Raw genomic sequence first — 18706 nt, forward strand, 5'->3', positions numbered from 1 at the left:
AATGAGTATAATAGTAATAAGAACTTAAAACTATTTGAAAGGGATAGAGGGACGTAATATGAAATTAGAAAAAAAGATAGAACTTTGCGATTCATTAACGCCATTAGAAACAGAAATAGCATCATATATTGTTAATAATAAAGACACTATTATGAAGTTAAAAATTCAGGATTTAGCAGATATATTATTTATTTCAAAATCAGCTATTCATCGTTTTGTTAAAAAGATTGGATTTAATGGTTTTAATGATTTAAAAGTAAGTATAGCAAAAGAGAGTGCAGATTTATTAGAGAATAATTCGTATATCAATGTAAATTATCCATTTCAGGAAAATGATAATCCAAGGGAAATAGCATTTAAGTTATTAGAAGTGTATGAAAAAGCTGTTAAAGATACATTTGAATGTGTTGATTTAAATCAAGTTAAAGAAGTGGCACAATTAATAGATACAGCAGATATGGTTGATATTTATACTCATGCACATAATTCAAATATTGCAGAAAATTTTAAAGATAAAATGTTGACTATTGGCCGAAATGTAAATTGTCCAAATAGTTTTTATAATCAAAGGTTAACAGTTTTAGCATCAAATCAAAATCATGTAGCTATTATTTTATCTTATTCAGGAAAGGCTACATTTATATTACCGATTGTAAAAAAATTGTATGAAAAAGGTGTAAAAGTTATACAGATTGGGAAAGCGGGGAGTAACTATTATTCTAAATATATAACATATTATTTACCAATTAGTGATAGTGAAAATAATCGAGATAGAATGTCTCAGTTTTATAGCCATATAGCTATGCAGTATATTATGGATGTTTTGTATGCTTGTATTTATAATGAAAGAAGAAAGAAGAATATAAAGTATATTTATGATTCAATAGATTATATGGATGATAGACCAACTGAATAAATAATGTAAAAAGCTTCAAAAAGTTTCAGTTTTTTTGAAGCTTTTTTATTTTGTTTGGAAAAAATTATCTTAGATTTCGATGTATATTGAATAACTTTTATTGAAAAAGTAAAATAAAGCCATCAAATAAAAAGGAGAGTTAGTATGAAAAATGGATTAAAAATTGTCACAATTGGTGGAGGAAGTAGTTATACACCTGAATTAATGGAAGGTTTTATTAAACGTTATAACGAACTTCCAATCAAAGAAATTTGGCTTGTTGATATTGAACAAGGTAAAGAAAAAGTGAATATAGACGCTAGTATATCACAACGTATGTGGGATGCAGCCGGATATGATGTAAAGGTATATGTAACTTTTGATCGTAGGGAAGCATTAAAGGATGCAGATTTTGTTACTACACAATTTAGAGTTGGATTACTGGAAGCAAGAATTAAAGATGAAAGAATTCCTTTATCTTATGGTATGTTAGGTCAAGAAACAAATGGAGCTGGAGGAATTTTTAAGGCATTTAGAACGATACCAGTAATTCTGGATATTGTAGAAGATATGAAAGAATTGTGTCCTAATGCATGGTTAATCAATTTTACAAATCCTAGTGGAATGGTAACAGAAGCAGTTATTAAATATGGAAAGTGGGAGCGTTGCATTGGTTTGTGTAATGTTCCAACAATTGCTATGATAAAAGAACCAATAGCTTTAAATATTGATTCAAATGAATTGATTTATCAATTTGTAGGACTTAATCATTTCCACTGGCATAAAGTATTTGATAAAAACGGAAATGAATTAACAGATAAAGTTATAGATGCAATGCTAGACGGAGAAGATGTAGGACTTCCTGCTAATATTAATAATGTACCTTTCTTTAGTGAACAAATTAGAGAAATGAACATGATTCCTTGTGGATATCATAGATATTATTATCGTCAACAAGAAATGTTAGAACATAGTTTGATGGAGTATGAAACAATAGGAACTCGTGGTCAACAAGTAAAGGAAACAGAAAATAAGTTATTCGAATTGTATAAAAATCCTAACTTAAATCATAAACCGGAAGAACTTGCAAAACGTGGTGGAGCTTATTATAGTGATGCAGCATGTGAATGTATCAATGCAATTTATAATAACAAACAGGCACATATGGTAGTTAGCACAAAAAATAGAGGAGCTATTCCTGAATTGCCAGAAGATTCAATCGTAGAGGTGAGTTGCTATATTGGTGCTAAGGGGGCAATGCCAGTTGCTTGGGGAAAATTACCAAGTGCTCAAAGAGGATGGTTACAATGTATGAAGGCAATGGAAGAGTGTACGATAGAAGCAGCTATTACAGGTAATTACGGATTAGCACTTGAAGCATTTACATTAAATGAGCTAATTCCTTCAGGAGAAAATGCTAAACGTGTTTTGGATGAGTTATTAATTGCTCATAAGAAGTATTTACCACAATTTAAGTCTGTGATTGAGAGATTAGAAAAAGAAAATATAAAAATTAAGGATCCTGTTGTGAAGGAGATTATTGTTAATGAGTGTTAAACAAGAAATATTTGGTGTTCATCCATCAGGTGAAAAAGTATATAAGTTTGAAATTATAAATAAACAAGGTACGAAAGCTGTTATAACAAATTTTGGAGCTATTCTTATATCTTTGTTTGTTAAAGATAAATATGATAATTTCAAAGATGTTGTTTTGGGGTATGACACGTTAGAAGAATATCTTGATAATCACCCGATGTTTGGAGCAACAGTAGGACGTAATGTGAATCGTATATCGAATGCAAGATTTGAATTAGATGGAAAAGTATATACATTAGATAAAAATAGAGGTAATCATAATATTCATAGTGATAAGGAACATGGATTTCATAAAGTAATATGGGACTATGAAATTACGGGTGATAATTCTGTATGTTTATCCTATTTGAGCTGTGAAATGGAGCAAGGATTTCCAGGAGAAGTTCTTATAAAAATGACATATACATTAACAGAAACAAACGGCTTGATATTATCATATTTTGCTACAACAGATAAAAAGACGATTCTAAATGTTACTAACCATACATATTTTAATTTGGGTGGAGATATATTTGATACAGAATTTTGTATTTATGCGAAATCATTCACACCAATTGATGAGGACATTATCCCAACTGGAGAAATTCGTAAAGTTATGAATACCCCAATGGATTTATCAGATTATACATTCATTGGTGATAGAATTAATTCAAATTATCATCAATTACAAATTGAAAATGGCTACGATCATAATTATGTGCTTAATTACCCTCATACAGGTTTTAGATTAATTGCACAAACAAGAAATCAAAAAAGTGGAATTCATATGGATATTTATTCTGATATGCCAGGATTGCAGTTTTATACTTCTAATTCATTGAAGAATACAATAGGAAAAAAAGGAGTTGTATACAAGAGATACAGTGCATTTTGTATGGAGCCAGATTTTTTCCCAAATGCAATTAATATAGAAAATTTTGAAAAGCCAATTTTTGATTCAAATAAGAACTTTGTTTCAACGACAATGTATCAGTTTTATTAGGAGGAGAATAATATATGAGTAAGGAAAAACAGTCTGGAAAGTTTTTTGCAACGATTCAGCAAGTAGGAAAATCTTTCTTTTTACCTGTGTCGGTTTTACCAATAGCAGGTCTTTTATTAGGTCTAGGATCTTCATTTACCAATCAGACAACTATTGAGACATATAATTTAACAGGTTTATTAGGTACAGGAACTATACTAAATGGATTACTAACAATTATGTCTCAAGTAGGTACAGCGATTTTTGGAAACTTACCATTGATTTTTGCACTAGCTGTAGCATTAGGTATGGCAAGAAAAGAAAAGGCGGTTGCAGTTTTATCAGCGGGAATAGCCTTTATTGTAATGCATACTTCAATTAATGCTATGTTAAAACTTAGTGGATATATTTTACCAGATGGAAGTTATGCAGATTTTGTATTACAAGGGCAGTTATCTAATATATTAGGAATTACCTCTCTAGAATTAGGAGTTTTTGGAGGGATTATAGTAGGATTGGGTGTAGCAACGTTACATAATAAATTTTATAAACAAGAACTACCAATGGCATTATCATTCTTCTCTGGAGTAAGATTCGTACCAATTATTAGTACAATTGTTTATATTTTTGTAGGAATTCTTTGTTTCTTTGTATGGCCATTTATTCAAAGTGGAATATTTGCATTAGGTAATTTAGTAACAGAATCTGGATATGGTGGAACATTTATATTTGGATTCCTTGAACGTGCACTAATTCCATTTGGACTTCATCATGTTTTTTATATTCCATTTTGGCAAACAGCACTTGGGGGAACAGCAACAATTGATGGTGCTGTAATTGCAGGAGCACAGAACATTTTCTTTGCTGAGTTAGCATCACCAAATACAGTTCGATTTAGCGTAGATGCATGTCGCTTTATGACAGGTAAATATCCTTTTATGATGGCAGGTTTACCAGCAGCGGCCTATGCAATGTATAAATGCGCTAGACCAGAAAATAAGAAGGTAGTAGCAGGTTTATTATTTTCAGCAGGTCTAACTTCATTCTTAACTGGTATAACAGAGCCAATTGAATTTACATTCTTATTTATCGCTCCGGTGTTATTTATTTTACACTGTGGTCTGGCAGGCTTATCATTCTTGCTATGTCATTTATTAGATATTTGTATAGGGACAACGTTCTCATGCGGATTAATTGACTTTACACTTTATGGTTTGCTTCAAGGACCAACAAAAACGAATTGGCCAATGATGATGGTTTTATTTGCAATTTATGCAGTAGGATATTATTTGATTTTCACATTCTTAATTAAGAAATTTAATATTATGACTCCAGGACGTGAAGAAAATGCTACAGATATTAAGCTTTATACAAAAGAAGATTTTAAAAATAAACAAAATAAGAATGATTCAAAATCTGAACTTATTCTAAAAGGTGTTGGAGGAGTAAAGAATTTAGTTGATATTGACGCTTGCGCAACAAGACTTAGATTAACTGTTGTAGATGAAACCTTAGTAGATGAAGAATTATTGAAAACATCAGGAGCAAAAGGTGTAATCAAAAAGGGAAAAGGAATTCAAATTATTTATGGTCCACAGGTAACTGTTATTAAAAGTGATTTTGAGGAATATGTGGAGAAAGTGAGTCAGTAATGTTTTTTAAGAAGAAAAGTAAAGAGTTAGAAATATATACATGTGTACAAGGAGAAGTGTTACCTATCGAAAATGTTCCAGATCCTGTATTCGCTGAGAAGATTTTAGGTGATGGTATAGCAATTAATCCAAGTAATGGAGAAATTATTTCACCTATTGATGGAGAAATTACTATGATACAAGATAGTCTTCATGCAATTGGAATTAAAGTAGATGATGATATTGAAATATTAATTCATATTGGTCTAGAAACAGTAGAATTAAATGGTGAGGGATTTACAAAGAAAGTCAATGTAAATGATAGAGTAAAAAAAGGTCAGCCAATAGTATGTTTTGATAAAAAACTAATTGAAGATAAAGGTTATAATACTATTACAATGATGTTGGTTATTAATAATGATAATATTATTGGGATTGAAAAAGAATTTAAAATTGATAAACCTTTGTTAAAAGTTCAATATAAATAATATATTTTATTATATGTTTGAAAGTTGATAAGTATAGGTTTTTAGTCAAAGATACTGCCACAAAATATCTTTTTAAAAGATATTATGTGACAGTATTTTTTTGTGGGTGTATAATTAAATAAAAAGTATGAACACAATAAGGTTATGCACTCTGCTAAAGGAAAGTGATTTCTATGAAAAAAATTATAGATAAAGATAGTTTATTAGAGTTATTAAAAAATAGAAAAGAAAATGAAATACTAGATTTAAAGAACTGTATATTTAAGGATATGGATCTTACCGGATTAGATTTAAAAAATGTAGATTTAGATTGGTCAGATTTTGAAAATGTAAAACTTGCTAATGTAGATTTTGAAGATTCAAATCTAAGCAATGTTTTTCTTGAACATGCAGATTTATCTAATGCGAGTTTTAAAAATTGTACGTTACACGCTACTAATTTGAGATATACTGATTTAACTAATGTAGATTTGAGTGGAGCAGATATTTTTGGAGCTAATTTAGAAGAATCAAAAATGGACGGTATAAAGACTGATGAAAACACAAAACACTACAAAATGGTATGCCCAGAAACAGGAGCGTTTTTAGCATGGAAGACTTGTTTCAATACTAGACTTGTTAGACTTCTAATTCCAGCAGATGCTAGAAGAACTAGCTCTACATTAAACACTTGTAGATGTGATAAGGCTAAGGTGCTTGCTGTAACAGATCCAACAGAAACTGTTAAATTTGATGAGGCTGTCTCCTATGTAGATGGAGATTTTGTATATAAGGTTGGAGAAATGGCTTATGCTAAAGGATTTAACCCAGATAGATGGAGAGATTCTACAGGTGGAATACACTTCTTTATGACTAAAGAAGAAGCTTTGGGATATCTAATGAGCATAAGTGGAGAGCAGAGTGAGACGGCTACAGATTGGACTAAAGAAAAATAAAAAATAGATTTTTTTAAAATTAAAGAATAAGATAGGATATAAAAATAGATTTGTTATTAAAAATATTGTAGAATACCTATTTTATATGTTAATATATACTTTGATTGACTTCGAAAGGTAGGTATAAATAAAATGGGTACTATACTATTGTTAAAAAGATTTTTTGCTATATGTATATTATGCCTAGGTGCAAATATACTTGTAGATAAATTTGATAAAGACTTAAAACTTTCAAAAACTATGAGAAGAGTGATTTTATTTGCACTTTATATTGGTGTAGCTGTCCTTGTAACTTGGGCATTTTAGTTTTAAGATTGGATTATAAAATTTTTATATATAAATATAAAAAAACTATTTAAAAAATGTATATTTCGTTATACAATACACATTGTGAATTAAAACAATATGAATTTAAAATAATTAATGGTAACAAAGCGTTGAGTGCTGCTTCATTAAATGACGGTATTCGATGCTTTATTTTTTTGTGCAAAAAATGTAATTTAAGAAGGAATTATTAGCATGGAAATGGAAATATATAAATGTATACTATACTTATAATATAGTAATAGAATTAAAAACTCTTTTAGAAATTCAAAATTTTTAAAAGTTGGGTAAAACACGAATAAAAACCGCAAAAAAATAGAATAAGTACCAAAAATACGAACAATATAGCTAAAAAATCCTAAAAAAATTTAATAATTTCAAAAAAAAACAAAAAATATATTGATAAAATATGGATATTAATATAATATTTATATATAATAGTTCGTATAATGGTACGAATTTTTGACTAAAAACAAAAGATTTGAGAAGGAGAGGGGAAAATAATGAAAGTAGCAGTAATTATGGGATCTAAATCAGATTTTCCAAAAGTAGAAGAAGGAATAAAAGTATTAAAAGAATTCGGTGCAGAGGTTGTAGTTAGAGCATTATCAGCTCATAGAACTCCAGTACAGTTAACAGAATGTTTAGCTGAACTTGAAGACAACACTGATGTAATAATAGGAGCAGCAGGAAAAGCAGCACATCTTCCAGGTGTTATAGCAGCTCAGACTTTAATTCCAGTAATAGGACTTCCAATAAAATCATCAACAATGGACGGACTAGATTCACTATTATCAATAGTTCAGATGCCAAAAGGTATACCAGTAGCAACAGTTGCAATAGACGGTGGTCTAAACTCTGCGTTACTAGCTATACAGATGATGTCATTAAAATATCCTCAGTTAAAAGAACAGTTAAAAGCATATAGAGATGAAATGGCTAAAAAAGTTCTTGAAGACGATGAAAGCTTTAGATAATTTTAGTTAAATAGAATTTTAAAAATGTTTGGACTCTCTGCCTATTTTATGTAGAGAGTTAAAAACATATTTAAATATAAATTAATAATAGACAGTTTTAAATTTTTAAATATTATTTTATAAAAAGGAGCGAGTGTATGAGCGGTATATTAGGTGTTTACTCAGACAAACAGGTGTCAAAAGAGCTTTACTACGGAATATATTCTATGCAGCATAGAGGACAGGAAAGCTGTGGTATAGCAATATATGATGAAGAAGCAAAAGAAGTAGTATACAAAAAAGAAAAAGGTCTTGTTGGAGATGCATTCAAAGAAGACGAATTAAAAAATTACAAAGGTAATCTTGGTATAGCACATGTTAGATCATCTTCAGTTGGTCATAACCATGTTGCTAATACTCAGCCATTTGTTGGAAGTTGCAGAAATAGAAATCTTGCAATAGTTGACAATGGTAGTTTAGTTAATGCTAATTATTTAAGAGAAACATTAGAAGAAGAAGGATTCATGTTCCAGACTAATTCTGATGCAGAAGTTATACTTCATATATTAGCTAGATACTACAAAGGAGATATAGTAGAAGCTGTTAAAGTTACTATGGACTATATAAAAGGTTCTTATACTTTAGCTATAATATGTGATGATTCTCTAGTTGCAGTTAGAGATCCACACGGATTTAGATCACTTCTATTAGGTAAAAAAGGTAATGAATATCTTATAGCATCAGAAAATAGTGCTATAGAAATACTTGGTGGAGAAGTTATAAGAGACGTTGAACCAGGTGAAATAATAGTTATAAAAGATGGAGAATTAAAATCTTACAACTATTCAGATACTTACAAACCAGTTAAGAAAAGCTGTATATTTGAACATGTTTATATAGCAAGAAACGATGCAACACTTGATGATTTAAATGCATACGAATTTAGAATAAACTGTGGTGCTTACCTAGCTAAAAATGAAGATGTAAAAGCTGACTGTGTTGTTCCAGTTCCAGATTCAGGATGGGCAAGTGCAATAGGTTACGCTAATGAAAGTGGATTACAGTTAAGTGAAGGACTTGTTAAAAACAGATACGTTGGTAGAACATTTATAAAACCAACTCAGGAAGAAAGAGAAATAGCTGTTAGAATAAAATTAAATCCACTAGTTCCAGCAATAAAAGGTAAATCAATAATATTAGTTGATGACTCTATAGTAAGAGGAACTACTTCAAAACAGTTAATAAAATCTTTAAAAGAAGCAGGGGCTAAAGAAGTTCATTTAAGAATAACTTCACCACCAGTAAAATATCCTTGCTACTACGGAATAGACACTCCTACAAGAGAAAGTTTACTTGCAGCAAGTCATTCTGTTGAAGAGATGAGAGAATATATAGGCTGTGATACATTAAAATTCATAAGCATAGAAGGAATGAAAGAAGCAGCTAAAGGAATGAATACATTCTGTACTTCTTGCTTCGATGGAGATTATCCAGTTAGAAAGATAGATAAATAATTAATTTACTGTATAAATAGTAAAGTTTAGTTTATAATGTAAATAATAGGAAAATCGTACTTTGCTAAAGTTTTTGAGTTGAAAATTATTTTAATAATTAGATATTGAAACTTATCAAAGTATACGATTTATTCTGATTAGAAAATAATAAAATCTAGGAGGAACGTAGAAATGCTAACATATAAAGCTTCGGGAGTAAATATAGACGAAGGGAATAGAGCAGTAGACCTTATAAAAGGAAAAATAAAAGAAACATATGATGACAATGTAATAGGTGATTTAGGTAACTTCAGTGGACTTTACAGTATAGCTGAATTCTCAGGAATGAAAGATCCAGTTATAATGGGAGCTACTGACGGTGTTGGAACAAAATTAAAAATAGCTCAGATGATGGATATACATCACACTGTAGGTATAGACCTAGTTGCAATGAGTGTTAATGACCTTATATGCCAGGGAGCAAGACCATTATTCTTCCTTGACTATATAGCACTTGGAAAATTAGTTCCAGAACATATAGAAAAAATAGTTGATGGTGTAGCTAACGGATGTAAAATGTCAGGATGTGCATTAATAGGTGGGGAAACTGCTGAAATGCCAGGTATGTACGGAGAAGATGACTACGATTTAGCTGGATTTGCTGTAGGTATAGCAGATAAATCAAAAGTTGTAACTGGTAAAGATGTTAAAGCAGGAGACGTTTTAGTAGGTATAACTTCAAGTGGTATACATTCAAACGGATTCTCATTCATAAGAAAAATATTCTTAGAAGAATTCAAATACGATATGAATCAGTATGTTGAAGAACTAGGAATGACAGTAGGTGAAGCACTTCTAACTCCTACAAAAATATACGTTAAATTAGCATTAGACTTAATAGAAAAACATAATATAAAAGCAATAGCTCATATAACTGGTGGTGGTGTTATAGAAAACATAACAAGAGTTATACCAAAAGGATTAGGACTAAACATAGACACTAAATCTTGGGAAAAACCACCAATATTCAAAATGATAGAAGGATTCAACGCAGTTGAACAGAGAGAATTACATAAGAGCTTCAACATGGGTATCGGTCTTGTTTTAATAGTAAACAAAGAAGATGCTCAGGCTGTTGTTGATTATGTAAATGGTAGACCAAGTGATAACAAAAACTTTGTTGACGAAAAATACGCTGACCTTATGGAAGATAATGCATACATCATAGGTGAAGTTGTTGATACTCATGAAGGAGTAGAATTATGCTAAAGAATATAGCTGTTTTAGTATCTGGAGGAGGAACAAATCTTCAGTCTATAATAGATGCAACAGAAGCAGGAGAGATAAACGGTCAGATAAAGGTAGTAATCTCTAACAAAGAAAATGCATACGGTCTTGAAAGAGCAAGAAAGCACAATATAGAAGCAGTATTTGAAAACGATGAAAAGAAAGTAATCGAAATATTAAAAGAAAAAGAAATAGATATAGTTGTTATGGCTGGATATCTAAAAATAATCAGCGCTGATTTTGTAAATGAATTCAAAAACAGAATGATAAATATTCACCCATCTCTAATACCTTCTTTCTGTGGTAAAGGATACTACGGAAAGAAAGTTCATCAGGGAGTTCTTGATTACGGTGCAAAAGTAACTGGAGCTACAGTTCACTTTGTAACAGAGGGAGCTGACGAAGGTCCAATTATAATGCAGGAATCTGTAAAAGTAGAACAGGATGATGATGCAGATACTCTAGCAGCTAGAGTTCTTAAAGTAGAACATCAGATACTTAAAAAGAGTGTTGCACTTTTATGTGATGACAAAGTAAGAGTTGATGGAAGGAGAGTATATATAAATGAGTAAGAGAGCTTTAATAAGCGTAACAGATAAAACAGGAGTAGTTGAATTTGCAAAAGCATTAAACGAACTTGATTTTGAAATAATATCAACAGGTAATACATTTAAAATACTAAAAGAAAATGGTGTAAATGTAATGCAGGTTGAAGATGTTACTAAATTCCCAGAAATATTAGATGGTAGAGTAAAAACTTTAAATCCATTTATACACGGTGGAATACTTTACAGAAGAGATTTAGAATCTCATGTAGAAACAGTTAAAGAACATGGAATACATTCAATAGACCTTGTATGTGTTAACCTTTATGACTTCGAAGGTACTTTAAAAGCAGGAAAAAGCCATGCAGAAATGATAGAAAACATAGATATCGGTGGACCTTCAATGATAAGATCTGCTGCTAAAAACTACAAAGACGTTATAGTAGTTACAGATATAAAAGACTACGATTTAGTAATAGAAGGATTAAGAAAAGGTGATTTAACAGAAGAAGAAAGAAGAAACTTAGCATACAAAGCTTTCTCAACAACAGGAAGATATGATGCTATGATATCTACTTACTTTGCAGAACAGGTTGGAGAAGATTACCCAGAATTCTTAAATCTTACTTTCCAGAAAGAACAGACTTTAAGATACGGTGAAAACCCACATCAGAACGGTATATTATACGCTCAGCCAAATGCTAAAAACCCTATACTAAACTACGAACAGTTAAACGGTAAAGAATTATCTTTCAATAACTTAAATGACTTACACGGATGCTTAGAAGTTATGAGAGAATTCAAAGATAGCGATAAAGTAGCTGCAGTAGCTATAAAACATACTAACCCATGTGGTGTTGCTTTAGGTGACACAGCTTTAGAAGCTTATACTAAATGCTATGAAGCGGACAAAACTTCTATATTCGGTGGAATAGTTGGTATAACTTCTACAGTAGATAAAGCTACAGCTGAAGAATTACACAAAATATTCCTTGAAATAGTTGTTGCTTACGACTTCACTGATGAAGCTTTAGAAGTATTAAAAACTAAGAAAAACCTTAGAGTATTAAAACTTGCTAAAATAGAAGATAGCAAACAGAAATACGAAATGAAATATCTTGATGGAAAACTTCTTATCCAGGATAAAGATACTAAATTAGCTGACAAATATGAAACAGTTACTAAATTAGAACCAACTGAAGAAGAATTAGAAGATATGAAATTCGGTATGAAAATAGTTAAAAATATGAAATCAAATGCAATAGCAGTTGTTAAAGATGGTCAGACTCTTGCTTTAGGTTGTGGTCAGACTTCAAGAATATGGGCTCTTAAAAATGCATTAGAAAACAACAAAGATGAAAAAGACTTCACAGGAGCTACTTTAGCATCAGATGCATTCTTCCCATTCGATGACTGTGTAACTTTAGCTAATGAATTTGGTATAAAATCAATAGTACAGCCAGGTGGATCAATAAGAGATAACGACTCTATAGAAGCTTGTGACAAATTCAATATGTCTATGGTATTCACAGGAGTAAGACACTTCAAACATTAATCTTAAGGAGAGTATAACTATGAAAATACTTGTTGTCGGCGGTGGCGGAAGAGAACACGCTATATGCTGGAAATTAAAAAATGAAAAAGATGTCGAAAAAGTATATTGCGCACCAGGAAATGCAGGTATAGCAGACTCTGCAGAATGTGTAGATATAAAAGACAGTGATATAGAAAATCTAGTAAAATTCGCAAAAGACAACGCTATAGACCTTACAGTAGTGGGACCTGAGGTTCCACTTGTAATGGGTATAGTTGATGCCTTTGAAAAAGAAGGTCTAAGAATATTTGGACCAAACAAACAGTGCGCTACTTTTGAAGGAAGTAAAGCATTCTCTAAAGATTTCATGATAAGAAATGATATCCCAACTGCAAAATACAAAGAATATACTGATTTAGATGAAGCTATATCAGAAATAGATAGCTTTGGATATCCAGTAGTTATAAAAGCAGATGGTCTTGCAGCTGGTAAAGGTGTTGTAATACCTGAAAACAGAGAAGATGCTATAATAACTTTAAAAGAAATGATGGCAGACAAAAAATTTGGAGACGCAGGTAACAAAGTAGTAATAGAAGAATTCTTAACAGGAATAGAAACTTCTATACTAGCATTTGTTGATAATAATACTATAGTTCCAATGGAAAGTGCTAAAGACCATAAAAAAGTAAATAATGGAGAAAAAGGACTTAACACTGGTGGTATGGGAACATTCTCTCCAAGTGAATTATGGACTGAAGAATTAGCAAACGACATAAAAGTAAATGTACTTGATAAAACTTTAAAAGGATTCCAGAATGACGGATTAGATTACAGAGGAATCTTATTCGTTGGAATAATGATAACTAAAGAAGGTATAAAAGTACTTGAATACAATGTTAGATTTGGAGATCCAGAAACGCAGTCAGTATTATTCAGATTAGAAACTGATTTAAGTGAAATAATGAATGCTGTAATAGATAACAGACTTTCTGAAGTAGAAATAAAATATACAGATGAACAGGCTATATGTGTTATGCTAACTTCAGGAGGATATCCAGAAGCCTATGAAAAAGGCAAAGAAATAACAGGTCTTGACAAATTAGATGATGAAATAGTAGTATTCCACAGTGGAACTAAGATGTCAGATGGTAAATTAGTTACAAACGGCGGAAGAGTTATAGGTATAACTGCTAAAGCAGGAACTGTAGCAGAAGCTGCCGATAAAGTTTATGAAAATATAAAAAGAATAAACTTTGAAGGAATGCACTACAGAACTGATATAGGTCTGTAAAATTTCCGAAAAAAAATTTGGAGGAAGAGAAATGGATAAAAACGTCAAAAGAGTATTAGTCGAAAAAAGAAACGGCTTTGATCTTGAAGCAAGAGCTCTTAAAAAAGACATTGAAGAAAGTCTTCATATCACATCTGTTGACTCTTTAAGAGTTTTAAACAGATACGACGTAGAAGGTATATCTGATGAAGTTTTCCAGAATGCGGCAAACTCAATATTCTCAGAACCAAACCTTGATGTTGTTTACTTTGAAGAAGTTCCTTGCAATGAAAATGAGAGAGTATTCGCAGTTGAATATCTTCCAGGACAGTACGATCAGAGAGCTGATTGGGCTGCTCAGTGTATACGGATATTAAATCATGGTATGAGACCTGAATTAAAATCTGCTAAAGAGTACATACTATCTGGAAACATAACAGATGAAGAATTCAACAAAATCAAAGGGTATATAATAAACCCTGTTGATAGTAGAGAAGCTGGGCTAGAAAAATCTGAATCATTAGCTCTAGTAACTGAAAAACCAACAGAAGTAGAAATATTAGACGGATTCATCGAATTAGATGAAGAAGGTCTTAATAACTTCGTAAAATCTCAGGGTCTAGCAATGACTTTAGAAGATTTAAAACATGTTCAGGTTTACTTCAGAGATGATGAACACAGAAACCCAACTATAACAGAAATAAAAGTACTAGATACTTACTGGTCAGATCACTGTAGACACACTACATTCATGACTGAATTAGAAAATGTTGAAATAGCTGAAGGTAAATACACAGACGCTATAAAAGAAACTTTCGATGACTACATGAACACTAGAAAAGAAATATATGTAGACAGAAAGAAAGATGTTTGCTTAATGGATATAGCTACTTTAGCTATGAAAAAACTTAAAAAAGAAGGAAAATTAGCAGACCTTGACGAAAGTGAAGAAATCAATGCTTGTTCTATAAATGTAGACGTAGAAATTGATGGAAAACCAGAAAAATACTTAGTAATGTTCAAAAATGAAACACACAACCATCCAACAGAAATAGAACCATTTGGTGGTGCTGCAACTTGTCTAGGTGGAGCAATAAGAGACCCATTATCAGGAAGATCTTATGTTTACCAGGCAATGCGTGTAACTGGTGCTGCAGACCCTAGAACTCCTTTAGAAGAAACATTACCAGGAAAATTAATGCAGAAAAAAATAGTTACAGAAGCTGCAAATGGATACAGTTCTTACGGAAACCAGATAGGTTTAACTACAGGACAGGTAGCAGAAGTTTATGATCCAGACTTCGTAGCTAAGAGAATGGAAATAGGTGCTGTTATAGCAGCAGCTCCAAAAGAAAATGTAGTTAGAGAAAGACCACAGGCGGGAGATATAATAGTTCTTCTTGGTGGAAAAACTGGTAGAGATGGTTGCGGTGGTGCAACAGGATCTTCTAAAGAACACAGTGAAGAATCTATAAACACTTGTTCAGCAGAAGTTCAGAAAGGTGATGCACCTAACGAAAGAAAAATCCAGAGATTCTTTAGAAATAAAGAAGCTGCTCAGATGATAAAAAGATGTAATGACTTTGGTGCAGGTGGGGTTTGTGTTGCTATAGGTGAAATAGCTGAAAGTTTAGACATAAACTTAGACCTAGTTCCTAAGAAATACGACGGACTTGACGGTACTGAACTTGCAATATCAGAATCTCAGGAACGTATGGCAGTTGCAATAGCTGCAGAAAACAAAGATAGATTCATAGAATTAGCAAAAGAAGAAAACTTAACTGCTACTCACGTTGCTACAGTTACTGATACAGGATACATGAGATTATTCTGGAATGGTAAAGCTATAGTAGACTTAAAGAGAGCTTTCTTAGACACTAACGGTGCTAAACAGAAAACTAACGTAGTAGTTGAAAAAGTTGACGAAGAAAATACATTCTTCGACAATGTAGAAATAGTTAAAGGTGCTAAAACTATAGAAGAAAAATTCCACAAAGCATTATCTGATTTAAATACTTGTTCTCAGAAAGGACTTGTTGAAAAATTCGATACTAGTATAGGTGGAAATACAGTAGTAATGCCATTTGGTGGTAAATATCAGGCTACTCCAGAACAGGGTATGGTTGCTAAAATACCAGTACTTGGTGGAGAAACTGATACTTCTACAATAATGACTTACGGATACAACCCTAAAATAGGTAAATGGTCTCCATACCACGGTGCATTATATGCAGTAGTTGAATCTGTTGCTAAATTAGTTGCACTTGGAGGAAACTATGCTACTACAAGACTTACTTTCCAGGAATACTTCGAAAGACTTGGAAAAGCTCCAGAAAGATGGGGTAAACCATTCGCAGCTTTACTTGGTGCATACTATGCTCAGGAACAGTTTGAAATACCTGCAATAGGTGGTAAAGACTCTATGTCAGGAACATTCAAAGATATAGACGTGCCTCCAACATTAGTATCATTCGCAGTAGATACTGTAGATGCTAAAAATGTAGTTACTTCAGAATTCAAAAAAGCTGGATCAAAAGTAGTTAAAATATCAGCAGCTACTTTAGACAATGGTGTAGTAGACTTTGATGAATTAAAGAAAAACCTTACAAAAGTAAGAGAATTAATATTAGAAGGCAAAGTGCTTTCAAGTTATGCTCTTGGATTTGCAGGAGTTGGTGAAGCAGTTGCTAAGATGGGATTCGGTAACCATATCGGATTCAAATTCAGTGAAGAAGCTGTTGAAGCTTATGAAAACACTGATGATTTATTTGCAGCTGATTACGGAACAATACTTCTTGAACTTGCAGAAGATGATTTATCGGTTCTAAAAGGATACAGATGTATAGTTCTTGGGGAAACTACAGCAGAACCTGCTATAGACTTCAATGGTGAAAAAGTAGACTTATGTGGATTATACAAATCTCACTGCAATACTTTAGAATCTATATACCCAACAAAAGCAGCTGAAATAACTTCAAAAATAGAAAATGTAAGCTATGTAAGAACTGGTGCTCCAGCTAAATCTTCATTAAGCATAGTAAAACCAAAAGTATTAATACCAGCATTCCCTGGAACAAACTGTGAATACGATGCAGCAAGAGCTTTTGATAGAGCTGGTGCAGAATCAACTATAAAAGTATTTAGAAACTTATCTTACCAGGATATAGAAGAATCTATAGACGCAATGGTTGAAGAAATCAAAAAATCACAGATAATAATGATACCAGGTGGATTCAGTGCTGGTGATGAACCAGATGGTTCAGCTAAATTCATAGCAACAGTATTCAGAAATCCTAAGATGAAAGAAGCTGTTCATGAATTCTTAAATGAAAGAGATGGTTTAATGTTAGGTATCTGTAATGGATTCCAGGCTCTTATAAAACTTGGATTAGTTCCATACGGAGAAATAATAGAACCTTGTGCAGAAGCTCCTACATTAACTTACAATAATATAGGACGTCATCAGGCTAAGATAGTTAACACTAGAATAGCTTCTAACAAATCTCCATGGTTAGCTCAGACAGAAGTTGGAGATATACATAGTATACCAATATCACATGGTGAAGGTAGATTCGTTGCAAGTGAAGAAGTAATGAAAGAGCTTATAGAAAACGGACAGATAGCTACTCAGTACGTAGACTTCGACGGAAATGCTACATATGATATAGACCACAATCCAAATGGATCATTCTACGCAGTTGAAGGTATAACAAGTAAAGACGGTAGAGTATTTGGTAAGATGGGTCACTCAGAAAGATTAAGTGCAAACATAACTAAGAATATATCTGGTGAAAAAGATCAGAAAATATTCGAATCAGGAGTACTTTACTTCAAATAAAAAATGTAATAAATTTCAATTACCCGCTCAAAAATTGAAATTAAATGCATTAAAAACAAAAGTTTATTCGAAAGTTAAAAAACTACATTGCTCCGACCGTTGGAGCAATGTAGATATAAAATCATATTGTTAATTAAAAAGAACGTAAAAATAGGGACTGAATTCTCAAAAGACCAACCCGCTCACAGGTCTAGAGGATTCAGTCCTCTTTTTTATTACAGTAAAATTATCTAAATTACAATAACAAATTGAATACGTTATAATTCAAATAACCAAAAATATTTAAAGAGTGTATATCTGATTCAAATAAAATATGTATATATCTTATAAATATTATCCATTAAAGAGGATGATTTTTTATCATTTATTTTTAGAATAATAGAATATCTAATTTTACGCTCTACTATAGTCAATAAAACATTGTCATTCTTATTCTTTTCACCAATGACAGTATCTATTTTCTAATATCTAAACTCTTCACGATTATTTATTTTAATAGGTTTTTCATATATATATTGCCCAAGCTTCTTTATATTTTCATTGACTTGTTTCTTATTTTTATTTTTTGTTCAATTTCATTTTACAATTAATCTAAAGTAAAATTATAAAAAATAATAAAATTTATTTTAGGGTTAAATATTTAAAATAAATGAAACAATGTGATATAAATTGTAGTATAATATATTATAGATTTCGATAGAATAAATATATATATAGGAAATAATAAGGAGGGTAACTAACAGTTAAAAATAATCTATAAATATCTACAATAACATATAAATACTTTATAGATTATTTTAACTAAGCCTCGTATGTAAAGAAATTTACATAGGACACAACTTTAAAACCAGTAACTCCTAAAGCTCAACGACTACAATAGAAGATAAAATCATAAACTTCTATGAATGTGAAGAAATTCGGAAACAACAGTTGAGATGATATATGGCGAGAGC

General features: G+C 31.4%; 14 protein-coding genes. All 14 read left to right on the top strand.

What is annotated here, in order from left to right:
• The first annotated feature begins 58 nt into the window (after positions 1-58).
• The 14 genes from DWX74_RS09180 (at position 59) to DWX74_RS09235 (ending at position 17753) form a co-directional block, all read left to right on the top strand.
• On the top strand, positions 59-916 hold the full coding sequence (locus DWX74_RS09180) for a MurR/RpiR family transcriptional regulator (RefSeq protein ID WP_118549684.1): 858 nt from the start codon (positions 59-61) through the stop codon (positions 914-916).
• Between the two features lie 144 nt (positions 917-1060).
• Positions 1061-2452 (top strand): 6-phospho-beta-glucosidase, encoded by a 1392-nt coding sequence (locus tag DWX74_RS09185; RefSeq protein WP_118549685.1) that lies wholly within the window; start codon positions 1061-1063, stop codon positions 2450-2452.
• A complete protein-coding gene (locus DWX74_RS09190) occupies positions 2442-3473 on the top strand; it encodes an aldose epimerase family protein (protein ID WP_118549686.1) in 1032 nt (343 codons plus the stop codon). Before DWX74_RS09185 ends, DWX74_RS09190 begins: the two co-directional genes overlap by 11 nt.
• Before the next feature lie 14 nt (positions 3474-3487).
• Positions 3488-5104 (top strand): PTS transporter subunit EIIC, encoded by a 1617-nt coding sequence (locus DWX74_RS09195; RefSeq protein ID WP_286164299.1) that lies wholly within the window; start codon positions 3488-3490, stop codon positions 5102-5104.
• Positions 5104-5571: a PTS sugar transporter subunit IIA gene (locus DWX74_RS11310; protein ID WP_286164300.1), complete on the top strand. Its 468-nt coding sequence runs from the start codon at positions 5104-5106 to the stop codon at positions 5569-5571. Before DWX74_RS09195 ends, DWX74_RS11310 begins: the two co-directional genes overlap by 1 nt.
• A 173-nt stretch (positions 5572-5744) precedes the next feature.
• Complete coding sequence (locus DWX74_RS09200) at positions 5745-6506, top strand: pentapeptide repeat-containing protein (RefSeq protein ID WP_118549687.1); 762 nt, start codon at positions 5745-5747, stop codon at positions 6504-6506.
• Between the two features lie 132 nt (positions 6507-6638).
• Complete coding sequence (locus DWX74_RS11120) at positions 6639-6812, top strand: hypothetical protein (RefSeq protein ID WP_006441087.1); 174 nt, start codon at positions 6639-6641, stop codon at positions 6810-6812.
• Between the two features lie 521 nt (positions 6813-7333).
• Positions 7334-7807: a 5-(carboxyamino)imidazole ribonucleotide mutase gene (purE, locus tag DWX74_RS09205; protein WP_118549688.1), complete on the top strand. Its 474-nt coding sequence runs from the start codon at positions 7334-7336 to the stop codon at positions 7805-7807.
• A gap of 137 nt (positions 7808-7944) precedes the next feature.
• On the top strand, positions 7945-9300 hold the full coding sequence (gene purF / locus DWX74_RS09210) for an amidophosphoribosyltransferase (protein ID WP_006441090.1): 1356 nt from the start codon (positions 7945-7947) through the stop codon (positions 9298-9300).
• 171 nt (positions 9301-9471) lie between these two features.
• Positions 9472-10548, top strand: coding sequence for a phosphoribosylformylglycinamidine cyclo-ligase (gene purM / locus DWX74_RS09215; protein ID WP_006441091.1), 1077 nt, complete (start codon positions 9472-9474; stop codon positions 10546-10548).
• Complete coding sequence (purN, locus tag DWX74_RS09220; protein ID WP_006441092.1) at positions 10542-11138, top strand: phosphoribosylglycinamide formyltransferase; 597 nt, start codon at positions 10542-10544, stop codon at positions 11136-11138. The genes purM and purN overlap by 7 nt, the downstream gene beginning before the upstream one ends.
• A complete protein-coding gene (purH, locus tag DWX74_RS09225; RefSeq protein WP_118549689.1) occupies positions 11131-12666 on the top strand; it encodes a bifunctional phosphoribosylaminoimidazolecarboxamide formyltransferase/IMP cyclohydrolase in 1536 nt (511 codons plus the stop codon). Before purN ends, purH begins: the two co-directional genes overlap by 8 nt.
• A 19-nt stretch (positions 12667-12685) precedes the next feature.
• A complete protein-coding gene (gene purD / locus DWX74_RS09230) occupies positions 12686-13936 on the top strand; it encodes a phosphoribosylamine--glycine ligase (RefSeq protein WP_118549690.1) in 1251 nt (416 codons plus the stop codon).
• A gap of 31 nt (positions 13937-13967) precedes the next feature.
• Positions 13968-17753, top strand: coding sequence for a phosphoribosylformylglycinamidine synthase (locus DWX74_RS09235; RefSeq protein WP_118549691.1), 3786 nt, complete (start codon positions 13968-13970; stop codon positions 17751-17753).
• Positions 17754-18706 lie beyond the last annotated feature (953 nt).

It is taken from the genome of Peptoclostridium sp. AF21-18, assembly GCF_003478825.1.
GTDB lineage: Bacteria > Bacillota > Clostridia > Peptostreptococcales > Peptostreptococcaceae > Peptacetobacter.

Bases quoted from the DNA above. Each gene is read 5' to 3' on its own strand.
- DWX74_RS09180 (WP_118549684.1), top strand. From the start codon at position 59: ATGAAATTAGAAAAAAAGATAGAACTTTGCGATTCATTAACGCCATTA.
- DWX74_RS09185 (WP_118549685.1), top strand. From the start codon at position 1,061: ATGAAAAATGGATTAAAAATTGTCACAATTGGTGGAGGAAGTAGTTAT.
- DWX74_RS09190 (WP_118549686.1), top strand. From the start codon at position 2,442: ATGAGTGTTAAACAAGAAATATTTGGTGTTCATCCATCAGGTGAAAAA.
- DWX74_RS09195 (WP_286164299.1), top strand. From the start codon at position 3,488: ATGAGTAAGGAAAAACAGTCTGGAAAGTTTTTTGCAACGATTCAGCAA.
- DWX74_RS11310 (WP_286164300.1), top strand. From the start codon at position 5,104: ATGTTTTTTAAGAAGAAAAGTAAAGAGTTAGAAATATATACATGTGTA.
- DWX74_RS09200 (WP_118549687.1), top strand. From the start codon at position 5,745: ATGAAAAAAATTATAGATAAAGATAGTTTATTAGAGTTATTAAAAAAT.
- DWX74_RS11120 (WP_006441087.1), top strand. From the start codon at position 6,639: ATGGGTACTATACTATTGTTAAAAAGATTTTTTGCTATATGTATATTA.
- purE (WP_118549688.1), top strand. From the start codon at position 7,334: ATGAAAGTAGCAGTAATTATGGGATCTAAATCAGATTTTCCAAAAGTA.
- purF (WP_006441090.1), top strand. From the start codon at position 7,945: ATGAGCGGTATATTAGGTGTTTACTCAGACAAACAGGTGTCAAAAGAG.
- purM (WP_006441091.1), top strand. From the start codon at position 9,472: ATGCTAACATATAAAGCTTCGGGAGTAAATATAGACGAAGGGAATAGA.
- purN (WP_006441092.1), top strand. From the start codon at position 10,542: ATGCTAAAGAATATAGCTGTTTTAGTATCTGGAGGAGGAACAAATCTT.
- purH (WP_118549689.1), top strand. From the start codon at position 11,131: ATGAGTAAGAGAGCTTTAATAAGCGTAACAGATAAAACAGGAGTAGTT.
- purD (WP_118549690.1), top strand. From the start codon at position 12,686: ATGAAAATACTTGTTGTCGGCGGTGGCGGAAGAGAACACGCTATATGC.
- DWX74_RS09235 (WP_118549691.1), top strand. From the start codon at position 13,968: ATGGATAAAAACGTCAAAAGAGTATTAGTCGAAAAAAGAAACGGCTTT.